An 18,278-nucleotide genomic window follows, 5' to 3' on the forward strand; every position below is an offset into this window, starting at 1 on the left:
TCCAAAAGTTATGCTGCTGGGCTAACGGCCAATGGCGGCCAGCCGGGTATGGGGACCCGAGCTGACCGCCACCGGCGACGATGGATCCGCGAGGCGGTTCCGGGTTTAGCCGAGGAGCTTGAGGACGCCCTGGCCGGACTGGTTCGCCTGGGCCAGCATGGCGGTGCCTGCCTGGGCAATGATGTTGCTCTTGGTGAACTTCACCATTTCGGCGGCCATGTCGGTGTCAGCGATGTGGGACTGTGCGGCTTGGAGGTTCTCGCCGGACACGTTCAGGATGTTGATCGCGTGCGTGAGGCGGTTCTGGCTTGCACCCAGGCCTGCGCGGGCAGAGGAGACGCTCGCGAGCTGGGTGTCCAGGGTGGCGATCGTGGTCGTCACGGTAGCGGCGTCCTTGAAGCCGTCGGTGGCGCCGCCTGCGGCGCCCGTGATACCCGTCAGCGCCGCGCTGACAGCGGTGAGGTTGGACGGGTTGAAGTCAACACTCACCTTGTCGTTGGCAGTCGAGCCCGCACCGATCTGCAGGGACATCTTGCCGGTACCGCCGCTCATGCTGCCGTCGAGCAGGTTGATGCCGTTGAAGTTGGTGGAGGAACCAATGCGGGCCACTTCGTCGGACAGGCTCTTGGCTTCGGCGTTGATCGCGGAACGCGATGCTGCGTTGTTCGAGTCGTTACCGGCCTGAACGGCGAGGTCACGCACGCGCTGCAGAATGGAACCAACCTCGCCGAGGGCGCCTTCAGCGGTCTGGATGACCGAGATGCCGTCCTGGGCGTTGCGAGCAGCGATGGACGAACCGGATACCTGGGACTTGAGGCCCTCGGAGATGGTCAGACCCGCGGCGTCGTCGGCTGCACGGTTGATGCGCAGGCCGCTGGAGAGCTTCTCCATCGAGCTGGCCACTTCGTTCTGGGTGTTGTTGAGGTTGCGGTAGGCGTTGTTAGCCATCAGGTTGTTGTTGATTGTCATGCCCATGGTGAATTCCTCCGTGATTGGGTCCGGTGATGCTTCCAGGCCATCCGTGGCCTGTCACTTCTGGTTATCGGAACAACGTTCCTGTTGGTTAGCAAAAAACCGCAGGGAAATTTTGCGGCGGCCCACAAAATCCGCTGCCGGTCGCTTGACTGGACAAAGCGATCAAATCATGTATAAACAACGCCTAACGCATGGGCCGCGGCAGCCGATAGTTCTCTTTGGCGCGGCGAAAGCAGAGGGGAAAGTGCTTTCTCGCGGCAACGCACCCCATAAACCGACCCGGAACTGGAGTTGACCCGACATGGCCATCCATGAACTGTCGGCCCTGCTGTGGCGAGAACGTGAGTTACTGGATCTGCTGACGTTCAAGCTCGAGGAAGAGCAACTGCTCCTCACAGCGGGCAAATCCCGATGGTTGCCGCATGGCACTCGGGAAGTCGAGCAAGTACTGGAGCATTTGTCCAGGGCCGGCCTTGCAAGGGCGGTGGAAGTGGCGGCCGTGGCAGAGCAATGGGGCCTTCCCGCGGAGTCCTCGTTGGGCACGCTCGCCTCATCCGCACCCGAAGAGGCCTGGGCCGACGTCCTGACCTCGCACCTGAATGCCATGCAGCAACAGACCGCCACCATCAAGCAGCTGCGTGATTCAAACGAGCAGTTCCTCCGCGCAGCCGTCCGTTCCACCCAGGAAACCATGGCGGATCTGAAGCCGTCGGCCGGAACCTACGACTCCCACGGCCGGACAGGGTCCATGGGCAGGACCGCGGACTCAACCCGGTCCCGCCTCTTCGACCAGCAATTCTGACCGGAACACAGCAGGCAAAGGCCGGACCACCAGAGGTCCGGATCACCCAAAGGACAAAGCAGTGAGCACATTCGGCGGACTCAATACGGCCTACTTGGGCCTCACCGCAGCGCAGCAGGCGATCAACCTGGCGGGGCAGAACATCGCCAACGCCGGCACGGACGGCTACACAAGGCAACGCATCGAACAATCAGCCCTCAGCGCGCCGGTCCGGACGGGCCTTGTCGCGGCCGGGGTCCAGCCGGGCCAAGGCGTATCCGTCGATGGAATCTCCCGCCTGGGCAATAGCTTCCTCGACGCCGGGGTTCGTTCCACGGCTGCCCAGGCCGGCTACGCCGGATACCGTTCCACCGAGCTCCAAAGCATCGAGGGGACCCTCCAGGAACCTGGGCCCTCTGGGATATCCACCGCGCTGCAGACTTTCTGGTCCTCTTGGCAAGGCATCTCCAACAGCCCGGGACAGGCCGCGCCTGCCGGCATCCTGCTTCAGGCCGGCACAACCCTGGCCAATACTGTTTCAAATGGCTACAAGGCGTTGGACGCGCAGTGGACACAGGTCCGAGGCGAAGCCCAAAGCACGGTCACCACCTTGAACGCTGCCGCCGCACAAGTCGCCAACTTCAACGCGACCATCCGCTCCGTGACGGCCTCGGGCGGCTCCGCCAACGAACTCATTGATGCCCGCAACCAGGTGACCGAGACCATCTCGTCCTTGGCCGGAGGCACCGTCCGGGACAACGCTGACGGCACGGTGGATGTTTTCGTCGGAGGGAACGCCATCGTCTCCGGCACCTCACACCGCGACCTCGCGCTGGCTGGCCAAACAAGCATGGGCGCTGCCGGTTCGCCAGTCCAGTTGGAGTGGGCGGACCGCCCCGGTGTCGCGGTACCCCTCGACGGCGGAAAGCTCGCCGGCGCGGTCTCCCTCCTCGCACCGGCCGCAGCAGGAGGTACCGGCGGGGCCATCGCCGAAGCCGCCGCGTCCTACAACGCCTTCGCCACCAAACTCATGAACGACGTCAACGCCGTGCACCGCACAGGGCAGTCCACCACAGGTGCCACCAACCTCGACTTCTTCGCGACCAACCCCGGCGCTCCGGCTGCGTTGTCCCTCAGCGTCGTCCCGACCAGCGCCGCAGGAATCGCCACCGGCAGCCCCGGCTCCGGCGCCCTCGACGGCAGTATCGCGGACGCGGTGGCCCAAATCGGCACCGGTCAGGGCTCCCCCGACGTTCTGTGGTCCGGAATCGTCACGGGAATCGGCACAACCTCGCGTTCGGCACAGCAGCACCAGCAGCTCGCCGACGCGGCGAGCGCTGCCGCCGTCGGGCAGCGTTCCTCAGGTGCCTCCGTGAGCCTCGACGAGGAGAACATCAGCCTCCTCACCAACCAACACGCCTACCAGGCGGCCGCCCGGGCAATGACTGCGGTGGACGAGACCCTCGATGTCCTGATCAACCACACCGGATTGGTGGGAAGGTAAGCCATGCTCAACAGAGTCACCACCCAGACGATGGCCGCCGCCGCGCAGCTGAATCTCCAGGCGGGTTCGGCCAAGCTCGCCGCCCTCCAAGACAAAGCGAGCAACCTCACCAACATCACGCGGCCCTCCGACGACCCAACGGGCTTGGCGAATTCCCTGGCGGTGCGGGGACAGATCAGCGCCGCGGGACAGTATTCGAACAACATCAACGACGGCAATGGCTGGCTGTCCACAGCCGATTCGGCCCTCGGCCAGGCCACCAACATCCTCAACCAGGTCCGTGACCTCACCCTGCAGGCTTCGAACGGTTCCCTTAACAGCACCGCAAAGGAGGCGATCGCCGTCGAAATCGAAGGCCTCAACAAGGACCTCCTCGCCCAGGCGAACACCCAGTACCTCGGCCGCAATATCTTCGCGGGAAGCTCCGATTCAGCGGGCGCCTTCAGCAATGACACGCCACCCGTCTTCAACGGAACGCCGGGCAGTTCGGTGCAGCGGCGTGTCGATGCAAACCAGACGGTGCGCGTAGACGCCGACGGCGGTGCGATCTTCGGGAGCGGCGCCGCCTCGGTCTTCGCTCTGGTGAGCAACGTCGTCGCCGACATCCGCTCCGGTGCCGACGTCAGCAGCCGTTTGACGGCGCTCGGCGACAGCATCAAAACAGTCATCAGCGGACGGGCAGACGTCGGAGCGCGGCAGACGAAGCTGATGAGCTCGCAGAACTCCGTGGACGGGCTGAAGGCCTCGCTTGAGGTCCAGCGCTCCGGCATTGAAGACGCAGACATAGGAAAGGCAGTCATGGACTTGAAGCTGCAGGAAACCAACTACCAGGTAGCCCTCGCGGTCACTGCCAAGACCCTGCAGCCCACGCTCATGGATTTCCTGAAATGAGCACGGCACAGGCTTCCCGGGAGTTGAGCTTCACCGCGCCCATGCCGGGGCTCGAAGCCACTGACGGCTTCGCCTTGCGGGGAATCGACGGCGCCCCCGGGCTCTACGCGATGGAATCGGCCAGTCCGCGCATCCGGATGTTCCTGGCCGAAGCCGCCGTCTATCTTCCGGACTACGCGCCCGCCATCCCCCGCACGACGCTGGAGGACCTCGGCCTGGACCGGGCCGAGCTGGCAACCACCCTGGTCGTGGTCAACCCGACTCCGGAAAAGACAACGGTCAATCTCGCGGCCCCCATCGTGCTGAACCCGGAAACCGGACGCTGCACGCAGCTTCTCCTGGACAGCAAGGAATACCCCCTCCGGGCCGAGCTGGGCGCCTAAGCAAACGCCCGCTCACCTTTAGGCCCCTCCCGGCAAACGCCCGCTCACCTAAAGGCCCTTTCCAGCAAACGCCCGCTCACATGATCTGAGCGGGCGTCTGCGCTTTTGGCCGTATACGTGAGCGAGCGTCCCTTCTTGCGCCCCGGGATCGCGGCTCTCTCGACCCGTCGGCCCTCCACGACGCCCGCTCACCTTTGGGCCATTTCCGGCAAACGCCCGCTCACCTATGGGCCATTTCCGGCAAACGCCCGCTCACCTGATCCACTCCCAAACCAAATTGTTTCGGCAAACCACTTGCGCCAAGGCTTCTCCGCGTTCATACTAAATGAACGTCATTCATTTAGTGACTCCCGTCTCACCGGAGAACAGCCATCATGATCCACACCACTTACCCGGGCGCCCCAACCTCTCCCGCCCGCCATCAGCTTCGATGACCCCACAGACGGCTTTCACTGCATCACCCAGCAACAATCTTCGGCCCATCTAGAAAGAGCCAAGCACATGACTCAAATAACCCGCCCAAGCGCAAGGAAAACCGTGGAGGCCCACGATCCCGCCGGCACCGAACACGGCATCAGCGGCAAAGGACTCAAGACGGGGCAGCTGGGGCTCCTCGCCGTCGTCGTCCTCGGTATTTCCTCCGTGGCACCCGCCTACAGCTTGACCAGCTCGCTGGGCCCGGCGGTCAACGCAGTGGGCCTGCAATTGCCCGCGATCTTCATCGTCGCCTTCATCCCGATGATCCTCGTGGCGTTCGCATACCGGGAGCTCAACGCTGACTCCCCGGACAGCGGCACCACCTTCACGTGGGCCACCAAGGCATTCGGCCCGTTCATTGGCTGGATGGGCGGTTGGGGACTGCTCGCGGCGAACATCATCGTCCTGTCCAACTTGGCAGGCGTCGCGGTGGACTTCTTCTACCTCTTCCTCGCCCAGGTGTTCGGCAATCCCGATCTTGCCGACCTCACCACCAACAAAGCCTTGAACATCGCCACGTGCCTGGCTTTCGTCGCACTGGCCGTCTGGGTCAGCTACCGGGGCCTGCACGCGACCAAACTGGTGCAGTACGCCATGGTGGGCTTCCAGGTTGTGGTGTTGGGCGTCTTCGTCGTCATGGCACTCACCCACGCCGCCTCCGGTGACACCCCCACAGCCATTGCTTTCAGTTGGGACTGGTTCGACCCCACGAAGATCAGCAGCTTTGAGCAATTCGCTGCCGGCATGTCCCTGGCGGTCTTCGTCTACTGGGGCTGGGACGTCTGCCTGACGGTCAACGAAGAGACCAAGGGCGGCAAAGGCACTGCCGGCAAAGCAGGCACCACGACGGCGATCGCCGTGTTGGGACTCTACGTCGCCGTGATCGTCGCGACCATGATGGTGGCTGGCGTTGGTGGCGACGGCATCGGGCTCAACAACCCGGACAACCAATCCAACATCTTCGCCGCACTCGCTTCACCCGTGATGGGCCCCTTGGCCATCCTGATGTCTTTGGCCGTACTCGCAGGCACAGCGTCGTCCCTGCAGTCCACCATGGCCTCCCCCGCCCGAAGCCTGCTCGCCATGGGTCACTACGGCGCCCTCCCGCAGAAGTTCTCCACCGTGAGCAAGCGCTTCGGTTCCCCCGGATTCGCAACCATCATGGCCGGCGCCATCTCCGGCGGGTTCTACGCCATCATGAAGGTGGTCAGCGAGAACGTCCTCAACGACACCATCCTGGCCTTGGGCTTGATGATCTGCTTCTACTACGGAATGACCGCCTTTGCCTGCGCTTGGTACTTCCGGCACAGCGTGTTCAGCAGCGTCCGCAACTTCTTCATGCGCCTGCTCTTCCCGGTGGTCGGAGGCGTGGTCCTGACCCTCGTCTTCATTCAGACTGCAGTGGACAGCTGGTCCCCGTCGTTCGGCAGCGGTTCCGAGATCTTCGGCGTCGGCCTCGTTTTCATCATCGGCGTGGGCATCCTGGTCCTCGGAGCGGTGGTCATGGTGATCATGGCCCGCGTCCGGCCCGGCTTCTTCCGCGGCGAAACCCTCCGCAAGGACACTCCGGCGCTCGTAGTACCTGAGTAACCCTCCAGCGCCAGAAGCCCTGTTCCGGAATCACCCGGGACAGGGCTTCTTTCATGATTGCTTCACCACATGTGGGCGACGTCGATTACCAGACGCGATCCCGTTCCCGGACCGGCCAGCGTGACGACCCTGAACGGGAGACGCGCGCGCAGACCCAGGCCGACGCTGGTGTATCCCTCAAAGCTGCCCGCGAAGGCCACCTGCCGGAAGGTCTTGTCGCTTGATACGTTCGTCAGTTCGTTCTTGTCGGCGGGGGCGTACGTGGCATTGCCGCTGGCGGAGTACGCCGGTGCGTTGACAGTGATTTGGAGGAACGCATTGCCTCTCAGCTCAACGGGAAGTCCCGAGCCGTCCTGCAGTACCTGTGGAACGTAACGGATTGAATAGCCGGCAACGGCGCCGTTGAGGTCGATCACCAGGCGGTCAAAGCATGGTTGGGGGCCCGTCCTGACATTGACCACTTGTGCCTGGGCCAGCGCCGGGTTGGACTTCGCTAGCGATCCCCACGCGATCCCGCAGTACGGAGCGCCGGATGCTGCTCCTGGAGCCACGAGGCCAAGCCCGACGGCCACTAACACTGTTGCCAACCATGCGTGAAACCTTCTCACCGGGATCCACTCCCCTTAGATCATTGAGCGATCCGATACCTCAAAGCGTAGGAGCGTCCGGGACCTTTCGGAGGGTTCGTTTCCGCTTCGGCGCCCAACTGTTAGTGGAGCTCACGAAGGGTCACGGGGAGGTGATCGTGCAGCCTGGGTTCCGCGTCTTTCCGGGGATTCAGCGCCGTTTCGCGCCCCTGTTCGTTATCACGGATAACGACGCCGGATGGGTTACCGCTGCGGGGTCGCTCGGTGCGGGCGCGCGGGCCGGTGGCCAGCGTCACGCACGGCAGTTTTTTGGGGGTCTGCAGCCTGCCAAACCCCGGGATTCCGGCATTCTCGCGGGCAAGATCTGCCAAAAGTCTGCTGTGCGTGACATGCAAAAGCCCCACTCGGCTGGTTGGTGTTGCTGGGATTCCAGTCGTGCGGGGCTGCTTTAGCCTTCGCAGTCGCGGCAGTACTTGAGGCCGTTCTTTTCCAACGCAATCTGCGACCGGTGACGGACCAGGAAGCACGATGAACACGTAAATTCATCGGACTGCTCCGGGACAACGATGACGGTCAGTTCTTCGCCGGACAGATCCGCGCCCGGAAGGTCAATGCCCTCGGCTGTGTCGTTCTCGTCGACGTCGATGACAGCAGTCTGGGCACCGGAGCCGCGCGATGCCTGAAGGGCCTCGAGCGATTCGGCGGGAGACTCTTCTTCGGTCTTGCGTGGGGCGTCGTAATCGGTAGCCATTGTTGTGGTTCACTTTCGTTGCTGCATAGTGCCATTTCAGGCACCTCAGTGAAGCAGTTTAGGGCATAGTACACGCCATCAACGAATAGTGTGTCCAACAAGACATTTGGCCACGTAAGAACCCCGGAATCCCGGGGTTTTTGCTACTCCCCGGCCCTGGAACGGCGCACAAATCTGAGCGTTGACGGGCGTCCAATCCAGTCCCGCGGCTCCGAAATAATGGCCAACAATCCGCGCAAATCCCTACTTCAGGCCCCGGGCGGCAAACACCTGCTCGGTGGTTATCAGGAGAGGCCCAAGGGATTTACGGGCCTCGTCGAGAGTGTCCGGGTCGGGAAACGGATCTTCAAACCAGGACGGAAGATCCCGGTGCTGCAAGAGCGTCGAGCCCGTCCCTACCTGTTGCGCTGTCCAGATCGGTGCGAGGGGCTCCGGCAGTTGGTGTCCGGGGCCAAGGACCTGGACACCGTATGCATCCGGTACCTGCCTCGGCAGAAAGATTGTTGCGAATTGGGAATCGCTGAGGTGCTGTCGCTCGGGCCAGTCATAGTCCTGGAATACTTGCCACGATCCATCCCCAAGCCTTGCCCTCTTAACGCACCCGTACTCGATCTGATCAGCCAAAGACGCCAGCAGCTCGGCCAGATCGGCCACCGCGGGTTCCCAGCGACGATCCGGATCAAGGCGGCCAAACTGGACGGTCCCCCACGCTTCGAATGCAACAATCCTGATTTCGTCAGGCCCGTTGACGCAGGCAAGGGAACTCGACGCGTAGGGGTCCCACCCGGTTTTGAGTACGGCTTTGCGCTGGTCGGCTGTGCATTTCACGTGGGACCAGGCCGTGCTCACGTAATGGGTACCTGAAGGTAGCTGGCACCATTCGAGGGCCACGTCAATCAGGGCATCCATCAGTTCAGCAGGCACAATCAGTCGGTTGATTGCTTCGGGGTCTCTTTCGCCGATCAAGCGCACCCCGGCTGCAAGCCCAGACATGTCCATCCCGGGATGACCGACAATCCGGTGCTCCCGCGGAAGAGCCCGGAGGGCTCCGGTTGCACCTTCGGCCTCGATACCGGCTGTCAAAGCTTCCAGAAGGGATCTCGCTCTTGCCGTCGAGTCCGCACGGTGGATGGCAACGATGGGCCCCAAAGGGTATGGAGCGACACCGCCCTGGCCCGCCCCGGCAGCCGGCAGGTCCATCGCGGCAAGAACCCGTTCGAGAAGTGCTACCGCCTCGGGTTCGGGAAGATCCGATTCAAAATATGTCCGAAGGATCGGAACATCCACCCACGACCTAAGGATGGCTTTGGTGTATACCTGAACAGATTCCATCAAAGCCTCATCGGATATCGAAGGAGTAGGTGCCGCTTGTTGGTTCTGAGCTATTTCAGCACACAAGCGACTTCATTGCGCTACTCCCCAGCACGCATTTTCCTGGCCTGCGCATCCGCAATGGCCACACCGCTGAGGGCCGGGAGCCAGCCATAACGGGTGGCTTCAGTAGCTCCGGAGGCCCCCAGCTCGGCGGCGTCGTAGAAGTAGGCAGCTTCGATCCAGGCGCTCACCTTGGACATGATGGAGACGATCATGCGGCCACGATATCGAGACCCCGTTCAGGACCCGTTTCCGCCCTGTCACGGCTGTGTTAAATGATTCTGTAGCTCAGTATCCGCGTGCCGCCGTCGTCGTGGCCGTCATCCGGAGCGGCGTGCATCAGCAGTCCGGATTCATCCGAGGTGACGGTGACAGGGTTGCGGGTGATGACGTGGCCGGCGCCGCTGAACACGCTGATGGGCACGTCCCGGCTGATTCTTCGCCGAACCGGTTCCACCAGCGCCAGTCCTCCGAGTTCAAGGACACCGCCATCGGCCTGCGGCAAGAGGGAAATCCCGCTGCACAGCAAGAGTCCCGGACCCAGGAGTTGGGCATCCTGGTAGTCGACGAAGTGCCCGGGGTTCTCCCACTGATCCACCAATCGGCCGCCCGTGTCCCAGGTGTAGAGCTGCCGGGAACCCCAGCTTCCGCCGAACACCACGTCCAGTCCGGGATCACGGAGGATCCAACCGATATGGTCCTCCACACGGAACCGCTCGCTAACCTCGAAGGTGTCCGGATCGATCGTATAGACGATGCTTCTGCTGGCGGCCCGGTACTCGGCGACGGAAACCCACACGTGGTCGCCGTCGAAATCGATACCACCGGGGTGATACGCGGCGTCCTCGCCCACAGGAATATCGCGTAGGAGCCTGCCGTCCGGTCCGAGGACGAACACGTGCCCGATCCCCCGCCCGGGAGTGCGCAGTGCGGGATCCACCGCGGGGCGCGGCGCATCGAGGATCTCAACGGAGGACAAGAACGTCAGCCCCTTGGCGAACGCCATGCCCTGCGGGTGGTGGGTCGGAAAGTCGAGCCGGATCTCCCCGAGCAGTTCGAAGCGGCTCCGCCGGTCGAGAGCGGAGAGGAGCTCAGTCTCCCGCATCGGCATGCGCCTGCCTCCACAGTTCGTAAAGCTCGGCAGCGTATTCCGGACGGGCGGCAAGGACCCCGCCCTGTTCCGGGAACGTGTCCATCTCACCCTCGGAATTGAGGACGACGCCTCCGGCCTCCTGAACAATAAGCGTCGCCGCCAAGTGGTCGATCGGGCTGAAACTCCCGATGATCGCCCCCGCACCACGACCGGCAGCTACGCCTACCACCGTCATGGTTGCCGAACCCATGATCCGCATGATGCTGTGCCGCTCACCCAGCGCCGCGAGCAGTTCCAGCATCCCGGGCCAAGGCAAGTGTCCCGCGAGTTCGGTCGCCACCACGGTTCCGGCCAGGGCCGCCGTCGAGCTCTCCGCGGGAGCCAGTGATAGCGGTGTTCCGTTCAGCCAGGCACCGTGACCGGACCACCCCTCGAAAATCTCGCCTCGCCAGGGATCAACGACGACGGCGACAGCTGGCCTGCGGTCCACAGCCAAGGCAAGCGAGAACGCCGTCCACAGAATCCGGTTCACGTAATTGGTGGTCCCGTCGACGGGGTCAAGGTACCAACATGGTGCGCCGGGCACCGCGACTCCGCCCATTTCCTCGCCAACCACCGTGTGGCCGGGAAGGCGGGCGGCAATCACCTCACGGACGTGGCGCTCGACGGCGACATCGACTTCCGTGACCAGGTCGGCAGGGTGCGCCTTGGTCGAGACCTGGCCGCGATCTGCGTCGCGCATGTACCCGACGGCCCATTCGGCCAGCTCCAACGCGACTTTCCGGGACTCAAGGACCTCGTCCCCGGCAAGTCCCCCGGGAGGCTGGGCCGAGGCCCATGCCTGCGGGTCTTCGGCGATGGCGCTTTGCAACAGGTCCAGCTGGTTGCTCGTGATCGAATCCACCCCGAGTCCCAATGCCCAGCGCATCGTTTCCAGGTTATCCACGGTCCAGCACGCAACCTTGGCTCCCGCAGCGTGGATCTGTTCCACCATGTCCTTGCTGAGGACCACGTGCTCGGAATTGACGAACTCCGGATTTAGTTCGGCCAGCAGCTCTTCCGGCGGTGCGGTCCTCTTGCTCCAGGGCAGCCAGATCCGGGCGTCCTGGTCGAAGGCGCGGATGATCCTCATTCCGTCGAGGTTCCCACACCACGCCACGTCGATCCCGCTTTCGCGTACGACGGCGGCAGTCGCTGCCGCGGGTCCGGGCTCGTCCATGTCGATGAGCAAGGTTGACGGGCTGCCGCGGAAGAGTTCGAGGGCTTCGGAAAGCAGGGGAATCCGTTCCTCTCCGGCGCCCAGTTGCCTGATGCGGGCATAGTCGACGTCTGCGGCGTCGGCGTCGAGGCTCCAGATCCTGAGCAGGGAGGCATCGTGGAGCAGGATCACCTGCCCGTCTTTCGTTACCCTGACGTCCACTTCCACGAGGTCCGCACCGGAGTCGATGGCCGAGGCGATGGCGGGCAGGGTGTTCTCGAGGTGTTTGCTGGAGTCACCCCGGTGGGCCGTGGCCCGGGTCCTTTTGGTGTCGATGGCGTCGCTCAAACTGCGGCACCTGCCTCTGCTACGAGGCGTCCGTCCCGGAAGGTCATGGCCTTGCGGATCCCCGCATACGTCTGTTGGCCGGGCTGCATGAGCTCGCCGCTGACAAAGCTGCGGAGCCGGGCGTCGGCCCTGCGAACGTACACTTCCTGGAAATGTCCGCGCGGGACCACCCTCTCGACGGTCGCCGGGACCGCACCCGCGAAGGGCGCGTCTGCCAGGATGACGTCCTCGGGTCGGATCCCCAGAATGTCCGGGCCCGCGGTGATGAGTCCGTTGTTCAGCGAGCCTTCCAGGCGGTTCATGCTGCCGATAAAGGTGGCAACAAACTCGGTTTCCGGGCGGGCATAGAGCGCTTCCGGGGTGCTGTACTGCTCGATCCGGCCCACATTCATGACGGCAATGCGGTCCGACATGGACATCGCCTCTTCCTGGTCGTGGGTGACGACGACCGTGGTGATGCCCAGTTCCTGCTGGATCTTGCGGATGTCTTCGCGCACTTTGACCCGCAGTTTCGCGTCCAGGTTGCTCAAGGGTTCATCGAGGAGCAAGAGCTTCGGCTCCTGCACGAGCGCCCTGGCAAGAGCCACGCGTTGCTGCTCTCCGCCGGAAATGCGGCTGGGTTTGGAATCCTTGTGGTGCAAAAGACTGACCAACTCCAGGACGGCTTCCACCCTGTCCTTGATTTCCGTCTTGGACATTTTGCGGAGCTTCAGCGGGAAGCCGACGTTTTTGGCCACGGTCATGTGGGGCCACAGCGCGTAGTTTTGGAACACCATCGCGCTGGGGCGGTTCTCCGCGCCGAGGTGCGACACCTCTTGGCCTTCCACCTCGATGGAGCCGGAGTCCGGTTCCAGGAAGCCGGCGATCATGCGCAGCGTGGTCGTCTTGCCGCAGCCGGAGGGCCCCAGCAAGGACACCAGTTCGCCCTCCTTGACCGAGAGATCGAGGTTGTCGATGATGGTGCGTCCGCCGAGGATCTTGTGGAGGCCGCGGACGGCCAGGCCACCGCCCGACGCCGGTGTGCCCGGCTTCGTGGGGCTGGCGGGCGGTTCGGTCAATGGTTCATGGATTGTCATGGGTTCTCTGTCTGACATTGAGCGCGGGGCGCTATTTGATCTGGAAGCCTTCGGCGAGCTGGCCGCCGAGGATGTGCTTGTGCGCCGCGAGCATGAGGGCCACGGAGGGGATGGCCAGCAGGATCGAGAAGACGGCAGCCACCTGGGTGGGGTAGTTCAGCACCAGGCTGTACATCTGTGTGGGCATGGTCATGAAGGCCGGTGCACCCACCAAGTACGTGCCCTGTGCTTCGTCGAAGGACGCCAGGAAGGACATCACAGCCGCGACGATAATCCCGGGCAGCGCCATGGGGAGCGTCACGGAAGCGAACACGCGCAATTTGGAGGCTCCGGCGTCGCGGGCTGCTTCCTCAAGGCTCCGCGGCACGGCAGCGAACGCCGCCGCCGGGATCCAAGTCATGAAGACCACGGTGCCCAGCACGTGCACCACCAGGATTCCCAGCACGGTGTTCATCAGGTTTAGCGCGTAGAAGAGCGCCGCGAGAGTGACGAACAAGCCCATCTTGGGAAAGGCGTTGGTCGCGAAAAGGCTGATCAGGAAGAAGCGGCGGCCGGGGAAATCGAAGCGGGCGAAGGCGTAGGCTGCGGGCAAGCAGATGACCGCAGACACGAGCGCCGTCAGCGGGGCGAAGAACAATGAGTTCTGCACCGCGATGCCGAGCGCGCCGTCGTTGACGACAACCTGCCACCAGCGCAACGTCCAGTCATCGGGAAGGAGGTTGGGGAAAGTCCAGTTGCCGGCGAAAGCGCGGACGCCCAGCCAGAGCAAGGGGCCAAGGATGAAGACGACCATAAGGACCACGAACAGGCCCACCAGCGCATTGCGGACAATCGAGTCCAGCGTGAGCGGCCGGCGGGTGCGGGAAACAGCAGGGGAACCGGTGGAGACAGCCATCAGACCTTCCCCTGTTCCTTGGCGGAACGGAAGTTCGCCCACACATAGAGTGCGGCGATTCCGGAGGCAATCAGGAAGACGGTGAAGGCCATGACCGCGGACTGCTGGGGTTGGTTGAATGCAGAGAAGTAGTTGGACATGTCCACTCCGAGCATGTTCGGTGAATTGGGCCCGGTGAAGTAGGGGACGGTGAACGATCCAACAATTCCGATAGCCGTAAACGTCGTCGCGATGATGATGGGAACTGCCGCCATCGGAACGATGACCGAAACGATCGTGCGCAAGGAGCCGGCACCGGCGTCGCGGGCTGCTTCGATCATGGCGTTCGGCACGGACTGCAATCCGGAGGAGACCATGAGCACCGCGAACGGCAGGGACGTCCAGACCGAGCCGATGATGACCGTGACCATCGTGAAAGCCCATACCGGAAAGTCAAGCCCGAAGAGGGCAAAAACGCTCCGTAGGAAACCCGTGCCGGAGTAGAAGGTCAGGATCGCCCACGAGGCGATGACCACCGGGATGAAGAGCGGCACGATCGCCAGTCCGGAGAGGAGCCGGGCCATTCGACCGCCCTTGAGCTTGAGGTAGAGCCCAATGCACAAGGCCAGGAAGATGACCGTTGCCGTACTGATCAGCGTCACGATGACCGTGACCAAAAGGTCGCCGAGGAAACGCTTGTTGGTGAACATCTCCTGGTATGCCGCCAGCGTTCCCCACCACGAGTCTGCCTCGTGCACGTTCTGGCCGATGGTGGCGATGGTGTGGTTCAACCCGCCGGTCAGGCCGATGCTGAAGCCGAAGGCGAGCACGATCGGGAAGCCGACGAAGATCGCGATCAACAGGATCGGCGGCAGGGCCATGAAGAACCCGACGGCGCGCTGGCCCAGGCGCTTGGGGCGCGTGGTGCGAGCCGGCGGAACTGTTTGTTTCAGTTCCGCCGGCTTGTGAAGCGTGGTTGTCACTGGCCGGGAACCTTCTGGTCCCAGAGGTTGTTCAGGTCTTTGCCCATCTGGTCGAAGTAGCCCTTACGCAGGTTGTTGGTGTCTGCGTCCTTGAACTTGTCCTTGACGTCAGCCGGCAGTTTGCCCAGGCTGATGGCCGGGAAACCGGACATGTCCTTGATGATCATGGTCTGCGCGTCAGGCGAGAGGACGAAGTTGGCAAGCTTCAGTGCCGCTTCCTGGCGGGGTGAGGACTTGGGAATGCCGAGGTAGGCGGCACCGCCGGTGAAGGACGGGTTGCTGATCTGGGTGGCCTTCACGGTGGACGGGATCTGGCCATTGGTCAAGCCGGTGATGAACTGGTCAGACCACACCGGGGCCATGGAGATCTGTCCCTTGGCGAGCAGGTCAAGGGTCTGCTGGTTGCCGTTGGGGTACACACCGCTCTGGAAGACGGACGAGTTGAGGTCCTTCAACGTCGCGAAGCCCTGGTCCCAGTACTTCTCGAGGTCCTTCTCGTAGCCCACCGTCATCTTGGCGCGGGCGTCGGCGGGAACGAACTTGTCAAGGACGGTGGCAACGAATGCGCCACCGGACCCTCCCGACTTGGGCGAGTTGTAGGTGAACTTGCCCGGGTTTGACTTGATCCAAGCGAGCAGATCGTCAAGGGTCTTCGGCGGAGTGGCAACAGTCTTGGTGTCATATGCGAGGAGCACCGCGGAGCCGCGGTACGGGATGCCACCGGTGCCGCCGGCCTTGATGACATCCTGCGGGACATCGTTCAGTGCCGGAATCGTCTGCGAGCTCACAGAGGTCAGCAGATTTGCTGCAGACGCCTTGGAGACGAAGCCGCCGTCCACGAGGTCGAAATCAGGTTCTTTGTTCTCCTCCGTGGCGCTGGTCAGTTTCGCCAGGGTCTGGGCATCGTGCTCGCCGTGAAGATCGAGCGTGACCTTCACGTTGTAGCCGGGGTTGGCTTTTTCAAAGGCGGGAACGAGGCTCTTCTCCCACAGGTTCTGGACGTTGGTGTCCCCGCTGATGAACACCGTGATCGTCTTGTCCGGGGATGCGCTGGCGCCATTGTTCTGCGCCGAAGCAGTACTGCTTTGCGCGCAGCCGGTCACAGCGGTGGCTGCAACGACGGCGACGGCGGCCGCTGCTAGAAAGCGGTTAGTCATGGGTGTTCCTTCATCTTGTCTCTCGAAAAGTCCCCCAAGTGCAGGAACTACCTTCCAAGGGCAAGGTGAAGGAGCGGGTCATCCCCCATGAATCCGCAGTGAACCGGAAACGGAATTCACGCAAATATGTCAAGACATACGAACAACCCTAAAAGCCGGAAATCCCTATTTTTGGGCCCGTTTCCAAGTGATCGTCAGGAACGTGACCAGGACGGCTATCGCGGCAGCGAGGGCCAGGCTGACGGGGCCGGTGCCCCAGTCGAGTCCCCCTCGGTCAGGGGAAACAGCGGTCCAGTCGGAGAAGGACGCTCCCAAGGGGCGGGTCAGGATGTACGCGAACCAGAAGGCGGGGATCGCCGCCAGCAGGCGACGCCAATGGGCGAGGGCCGGAACAGCGATGACAACCGCGAACATGATGCCCGAGGCAAGGTAGCCCAGGCCCAGTGAGTAGGCGGTCAGGTCCCCGGTAGCCGTGCCGAGCGCGAACGTGGTCAGCACGGCGGCCCAGTAGAACATCTCCCGACGGCGGGTGGTGATGCTGTGGATGGAGAGGGTCTTCTCGCTCCGGTGCCAAAGCAGGAAAACGACGGCGAGCGCCACGGTGAAGAAGAGGGTCGACGCCAGATAGGGGACGCCCAGTCCGACGTGGACGGCGTCCGCAGCCATGGTCCCGAACACGCTGACCATCGCGACGGCGGTCCAATACACCCAGGGGATGTACCGGCGGACGCGGAACTGCAGGACCAGCGAAATCACCAATGCCGCGAACCCAAGGCCCAGGGCGATCTCGGGTTCGAATCGGTGCACCAGGAAATCGGAGGTCGTTTCCCCCATCCCGGTAGTGAGGATCTTCACTACCCAGAACAAGACGGTGACCTCGGGTACTTTCGAGGCGGAGGCTCGGGAGACGGCGTTTTGCAGTTGATCGCCAACAGCTACGGTGTCCTTGGCCCGCGGGCTAGCGGTGAGTTCTTCGGGCATCATGGCCCCCATTGTTCACGGCTTTCCCGAGCGTTTCCCGAGTATGACGCGCGTGGCCACGCCGTGACACGGCGACGAAGCCCCCAAGCCACCCCGCCCCATTCGCGGGATAATGGAGTCATGGCCGATCAGGATCAGGATCCTTGGGATGAGTTCGACAGGCTCAAGCCCGCAGGACACGATCGCGTCCAAGGCTATCCCGGAGGAGAACCTTTGGGTTTTGGTTTCCGGACGGGCGTGCGGAGCGCTCGGGTGGCCTTGGGTTTCGCCGTCTACGCGCTGATCCTTGGAACCGTGCTCGTCCTTGTCGGGATCATCGACTTCATCGGCACGGGCGAGGTGCTGTGGCTCGGATTGATGATTCTCATCGAGGCAGCCTTCGTCTATGGCTTCATCCAGCTGGCGCACCAGGCGCGCAACCGGCGCTCGACGTAGAGCACTCTGTTGCCGAAGAACTACAGTCCTTCCGCGATCTGCTTGATCGCGGCCAGGCGGCGGTCCCACTCGGCTCCGATGCGGTCGAGGCTGCGTGCCGTTTCGCTCAGTTGCGATCCGAGCACCCTGTAGCGCAGTTCGCGGCCCACCCGCAGCGATTCAACGAGTCCGGCCTCCTGCAATACGGCGAGGTGCTTGGCGATCGCTTGTCGGGTGACCGGGAGCCGCCCGGCGAGGGCCGACGCCGATGCGTCGCCTTCGCCGAGGGCAGCCAGAATGCTCCACCTCGTCTCGTCTCCGAGCGCGGCGAACACTGGAACCAGGGTGCTCGTGGTCACGACCCACCCTCGGCATAAGCGGCCAGTTCGTCGAGTTCCGAATCCCAGCCTTGGCGGTGGCTCTCCATGTTGAAGGCCGGATCGCTCGTCGTGTCGAAGCCGGTCTCGACGACGGTGAGCTGCGTTCCGCCGTCGAGCACTTCAAGCGTGAAGCGGAACACGGTCGAGTGGTCGGGGTCGACCTCGGCCGGCTGGGTGCCGCGCGCGTCGTCGTTGCTCCAGCGGTAGGCGATCATTCGCGGCGGGTCGAGTTCCTCGATCAGCACCGGGAAGGCGCCGTATCCCTCGAAAGCGAAGACGCCGCGGGCTCCGACGGCCACCTCGTCGAGGACGGCAGTTTGTCCGAACCAGCGCGCGATGTGCTCGGCTTCAGTGATCGCGGCCCACACCTTTTCGATGGGTGCTGCGATGGTGATGGTGCGCCTCACGGTGAATTCGCCGGCGTCGACGACGGAGGCCTGGTTTGCAGTCATAGTCATGAT

At 63.2% G+C, this 18,278-nt stretch carries 20 protein-coding genes; 6 read left to right on the forward strand and 14 right to left on the reverse strand.

Annotation, left to right across the window (positions count from 1 at the left end):
* Nucleotides 1-105: 105 nt before the first annotated feature.
* A complete protein-coding gene (locus tag ACSBOX_RS17340) occupies nt 106-975 on the reverse strand; it encodes a flagellin N-terminal helical domain-containing protein (protein WP_442543561.1) in 870 nt (289 codons plus the stop codon).
* A gap of 301 nt (nt 976-1,276) precedes the next feature.
* On the opposite strand from ACSBOX_RS17340, the gene ACSBOX_RS17345 reads away from it, so the two are divergent.
* The 5 genes from ACSBOX_RS17345 to ACSBOX_RS17365 all read left to right on the forward strand — a co-directional run bounded on the left by ACSBOX_RS17345 (nt 1,277) and on the right by ACSBOX_RS17365 (nt 6,601).
* On the forward strand, nt 1,277-1,777 hold the full coding sequence (locus tag ACSBOX_RS17345; RefSeq protein WP_442543563.1) for a flagellar protein FlgN: 501 nt from the start codon (nt 1,277-1,279) through the stop codon (nt 1,775-1,777).
* A 61-nt stretch (nt 1,778-1,838) separates the two neighbouring features.
* Complete coding sequence (gene flgK, locus ACSBOX_RS17350) at nt 1,839-3,260, forward strand: flagellar hook-associated protein FlgK (RefSeq protein WP_442543564.1); 1,422 nt, start codon at nt 1,839-1,841, stop codon at nt 3,258-3,260.
* 3 nt (nt 3,261-3,263) lie between these two features.
* Nucleotides 3,264-4,151, forward strand: coding sequence for a flagellar hook-associated protein FlgL (gene flgL / locus ACSBOX_RS17355; RefSeq protein WP_442543565.1), 888 nt, complete (start codon nt 3,264-3,266; stop codon nt 4,149-4,151).
* Nucleotides 4,148-4,534 carry a flagellar assembly protein FliW gene (locus ACSBOX_RS17360; RefSeq protein ID WP_442543566.1) on the forward strand — a complete coding sequence of 129 codons (387 nt, stop codon included), beginning with the start codon at nt 4,148-4,150 and terminating at the stop codon, nt 4,532-4,534. Before flgL ends, ACSBOX_RS17360 begins: the two co-directional genes overlap by 4 nt.
* Nucleotides 4,535-5,035: 501 nt before the next feature.
* Complete coding sequence (locus ACSBOX_RS17365; protein WP_442543567.1) at nt 5,036-6,601, forward strand: APC family permease; 1,566 nt, start codon at nt 5,036-5,038, stop codon at nt 6,599-6,601.
* Between the two features lie 62 nt (nt 6,602-6,663).
* On the opposite strand, the gene ACSBOX_RS17370 is transcribed toward ACSBOX_RS17365, so the two are convergent.
* From ACSBOX_RS17370 to ACSBOX_RS17420, 11 genes are all read right to left on the reverse strand, one after another.
* A complete protein-coding gene (locus ACSBOX_RS17370) occupies nt 6,664-7,209 on the reverse strand; it encodes an AMIN-like domain-containing (lipo)protein (RefSeq protein WP_442543568.1) in 546 nt (181 codons plus the stop codon).
* A 427-nt stretch (nt 7,210-7,636) separates the two neighbouring features.
* Nucleotides 7,637-7,939, reverse strand: a complete 303-nt coding sequence (locus ACSBOX_RS17375) for a DUF4193 domain-containing protein (protein ID WP_028266109.1) — start codon at nt 7,937-7,939, stop codon at nt 7,637-7,639.
* A 243-nt stretch (nt 7,940-8,182) separates the two neighbouring features.
* Complete coding sequence (locus ACSBOX_RS17380) at nt 8,183-9,271, reverse strand: hypothetical protein (protein ID WP_442543569.1); 1,089 nt, start codon at nt 9,269-9,271, stop codon at nt 8,183-8,185.
* 80 nt (nt 9,272-9,351) lie between these two features.
* Entirely contained in the window at nt 9,352-9,528 is a 177-nt protein-coding gene (locus tag ACSBOX_RS17385) for a hypothetical protein (protein ID WP_442543570.1), read from the reverse strand.
* A 56-nt stretch (nt 9,529-9,584) separates the two neighbouring features.
* A complete protein-coding gene (locus tag ACSBOX_RS17390) occupies nt 9,585-10,418 on the reverse strand; it encodes a DUF6454 family protein (RefSeq protein ID WP_442543571.1) in 834 nt (277 codons plus the stop codon).
* The gene (locus tag ACSBOX_RS17395) at nt 10,405-11,952 is read right to left on the reverse strand and encodes an inositol monophosphatase family protein (protein ID WP_442543572.1); all 1,548 of its coding nucleotides are present in this window, start codon (nt 11,950-11,952) and stop codon (nt 10,405-10,407) included. The genes ACSBOX_RS17390 and ACSBOX_RS17395 overlap by 14 nt, the downstream gene beginning before the upstream one ends.
* Nucleotides 11,949-13,028 carry an ABC transporter ATP-binding protein gene (locus ACSBOX_RS17400; protein WP_442543573.1) on the reverse strand — a complete coding sequence of 360 codons (1,080 nt, stop codon included), beginning with the start codon at nt 13,026-13,028 and terminating at the stop codon, nt 11,949-11,951. The genes ACSBOX_RS17395 and ACSBOX_RS17400 overlap by 4 nt, the downstream gene beginning before the upstream one ends.
* Before the next feature lie 31 nt (nt 13,029-13,059).
* Nucleotides 13,060-13,923 carry an ABC transporter permease gene (locus tag ACSBOX_RS17405; RefSeq protein WP_442543574.1) on the reverse strand — a complete coding sequence of 288 codons (864 nt, stop codon included), beginning with the start codon at nt 13,921-13,923 and terminating at the stop codon, nt 13,060-13,062.
* The gene (locus ACSBOX_RS17410) at nt 13,923-14,885 is read right to left on the reverse strand and encodes an ABC transporter permease (RefSeq protein ID WP_442543575.1); all 963 of its coding nucleotides are present in this window, start codon (nt 14,883-14,885) and stop codon (nt 13,923-13,925) included. The genes ACSBOX_RS17405 and ACSBOX_RS17410 overlap by 1 nt, the downstream gene beginning before the upstream one ends.
* Nucleotides 14,882-16,042 carry an extracellular solute-binding protein gene (locus tag ACSBOX_RS17415; RefSeq protein ID WP_442543576.1) on the reverse strand — a complete coding sequence of 387 codons (1,161 nt, stop codon included), beginning with the start codon at nt 16,040-16,042 and terminating at the stop codon, nt 14,882-14,884. Before ACSBOX_RS17415 ends, ACSBOX_RS17410 begins: the two co-directional genes overlap by 4 nt.
* A 165-nt stretch (nt 16,043-16,207) precedes the next feature.
* Nucleotides 16,208-17,026 carry a COG4705 family protein gene (locus tag ACSBOX_RS17420; protein ID WP_442543577.1) on the reverse strand — a complete coding sequence of 273 codons (819 nt, stop codon included), beginning with the start codon at nt 17,024-17,026 and terminating at the stop codon, nt 16,208-16,210.
* 117 nt (nt 17,027-17,143) lie between these two features.
* Here ACSBOX_RS17420 and ACSBOX_RS17425 point away from each other — a divergent pair, with 117 nt between their 5' ends.
* Nucleotides 17,144-17,458 (forward strand): hypothetical protein, encoded by a 315-nt coding sequence (locus ACSBOX_RS17425; RefSeq protein ID WP_442543578.1) that lies wholly within the window; start codon nt 17,144-17,146, stop codon nt 17,456-17,458.
* A 20-nt stretch (nt 17,459-17,478) separates the two neighbouring features.
* Here ACSBOX_RS17425 and ACSBOX_RS17430 read toward each other — a convergent pair whose 3' ends face one another.
* Together ACSBOX_RS17430 and ACSBOX_RS17435 are read right to left on the reverse strand one after the other, a co-directional pair.
* Nucleotides 17,479-17,796 (reverse strand): ArsR/SmtB family transcription factor, encoded by a 318-nt coding sequence (locus ACSBOX_RS17430; protein WP_442543579.1) that lies wholly within the window; start codon nt 17,794-17,796, stop codon nt 17,479-17,481.
* Complete coding sequence (locus ACSBOX_RS17435; protein WP_442543580.1) at nt 17,793-18,275, reverse strand: SRPBCC family protein; 483 nt, start codon at nt 18,273-18,275, stop codon at nt 17,793-17,795. The genes ACSBOX_RS17430 and ACSBOX_RS17435 overlap by 4 nt, the downstream gene beginning before the upstream one ends.
* Between the last annotated feature and the right edge of the window lie 3 nt (nt 18,276-18,278).

Origin of the sequence: Arthrobacter sp. KN11-1C (genome assembly GCF_052180225.1) — a bacterium.
Lineage (GTDB): Bacteria > Actinomycetota > Actinomycetes > Actinomycetales > Micrococcaceae > Arthrobacter.

What these genes read in the sequence shown, in the direction of transcription:
- ACSBOX_RS17375 (WP_028266109.1), bottom strand. Translation starts at nt 7,939, where the DNA reads ATGGCTACCGATTACGACGCCCCACGCAAGACCGAAGAAGAGTCTCCC.
- ACSBOX_RS17435 (WP_442543580.1), bottom strand. Translation starts at nt 18,275, where the DNA reads ATGACTATGACTGCAAACCAGGCCTCCGTCGTCGACGCCGGCGAATTC.
- ACSBOX_RS17360 (WP_442543566.1), top strand. Translation starts at nt 4,148, where the DNA reads ATGAGCACGGCACAGGCTTCCCGGGAGTTGAGCTTCACCGCGCCCATG.
- ACSBOX_RS17345 (WP_442543563.1), top strand. Translation starts at nt 1,277, where the DNA reads ATGGCCATCCATGAACTGTCGGCCCTGCTGTGGCGAGAACGTGAGTTA.
- flgL (WP_442543565.1), top strand. Translation starts at nt 3,264, where the DNA reads ATGCTCAACAGAGTCACCACCCAGACGATGGCCGCCGCCGCGCAGCTG.
- ACSBOX_RS17385 (WP_442543570.1), bottom strand. Translation starts at nt 9,528, where the DNA reads ATGATCGTCTCCATCATGTCCAAGGTGAGCGCCTGGATCGAAGCTGCC.
- ACSBOX_RS17380 (WP_442543569.1), bottom strand. Translation starts at nt 9,271, where the DNA reads ATGGAATCTGTTCAGGTATACACCAAAGCCATCCTTAGGTCGTGGGTG.
- ACSBOX_RS17390 (WP_442543571.1), bottom strand. Translation starts at nt 10,418, where the DNA reads ATGCGGGAGACTGAGCTCCTCTCCGCTCTCGACCGGCGGAGCCGCTTC.
- ACSBOX_RS17400 (WP_442543573.1), bottom strand. Translation starts at nt 13,028, where the DNA reads ATGACAATCCATGAACCATTGACCGAACCGCCCGCCAGCCCCACGAAG.
- ACSBOX_RS17340 (WP_442543561.1), bottom strand. Translation starts at nt 975, where the DNA reads ATGGGCATGACAATCAACAACAACCTGATGGCTAACAACGCCTACCGC.
- ACSBOX_RS17405 (WP_442543574.1), bottom strand. Translation starts at nt 13,923, where the DNA reads ATGGCTGTCTCCACCGGTTCCCCTGCTGTTTCCCGCACCCGCCGGCCG.
- ACSBOX_RS17420 (WP_442543577.1), bottom strand. Translation starts at nt 17,026, where the DNA reads ATGATGCCCGAAGAACTCACCGCTAGCCCGCGGGCCAAGGACACCGTA.
- ACSBOX_RS17425 (WP_442543578.1), top strand. Translation starts at nt 17,144, where the DNA reads ATGGCCGATCAGGATCAGGATCCTTGGGATGAGTTCGACAGGCTCAAG.
- ACSBOX_RS17415 (WP_442543576.1), bottom strand. Translation starts at nt 16,042, where the DNA reads ATGACTAACCGCTTTCTAGCAGCGGCCGCCGTCGCCGTCGTTGCAGCC.
- ACSBOX_RS17365 (WP_442543567.1), top strand. Translation starts at nt 5,036, where the DNA reads ATGACTCAAATAACCCGCCCAAGCGCAAGGAAAACCGTGGAGGCCCAC.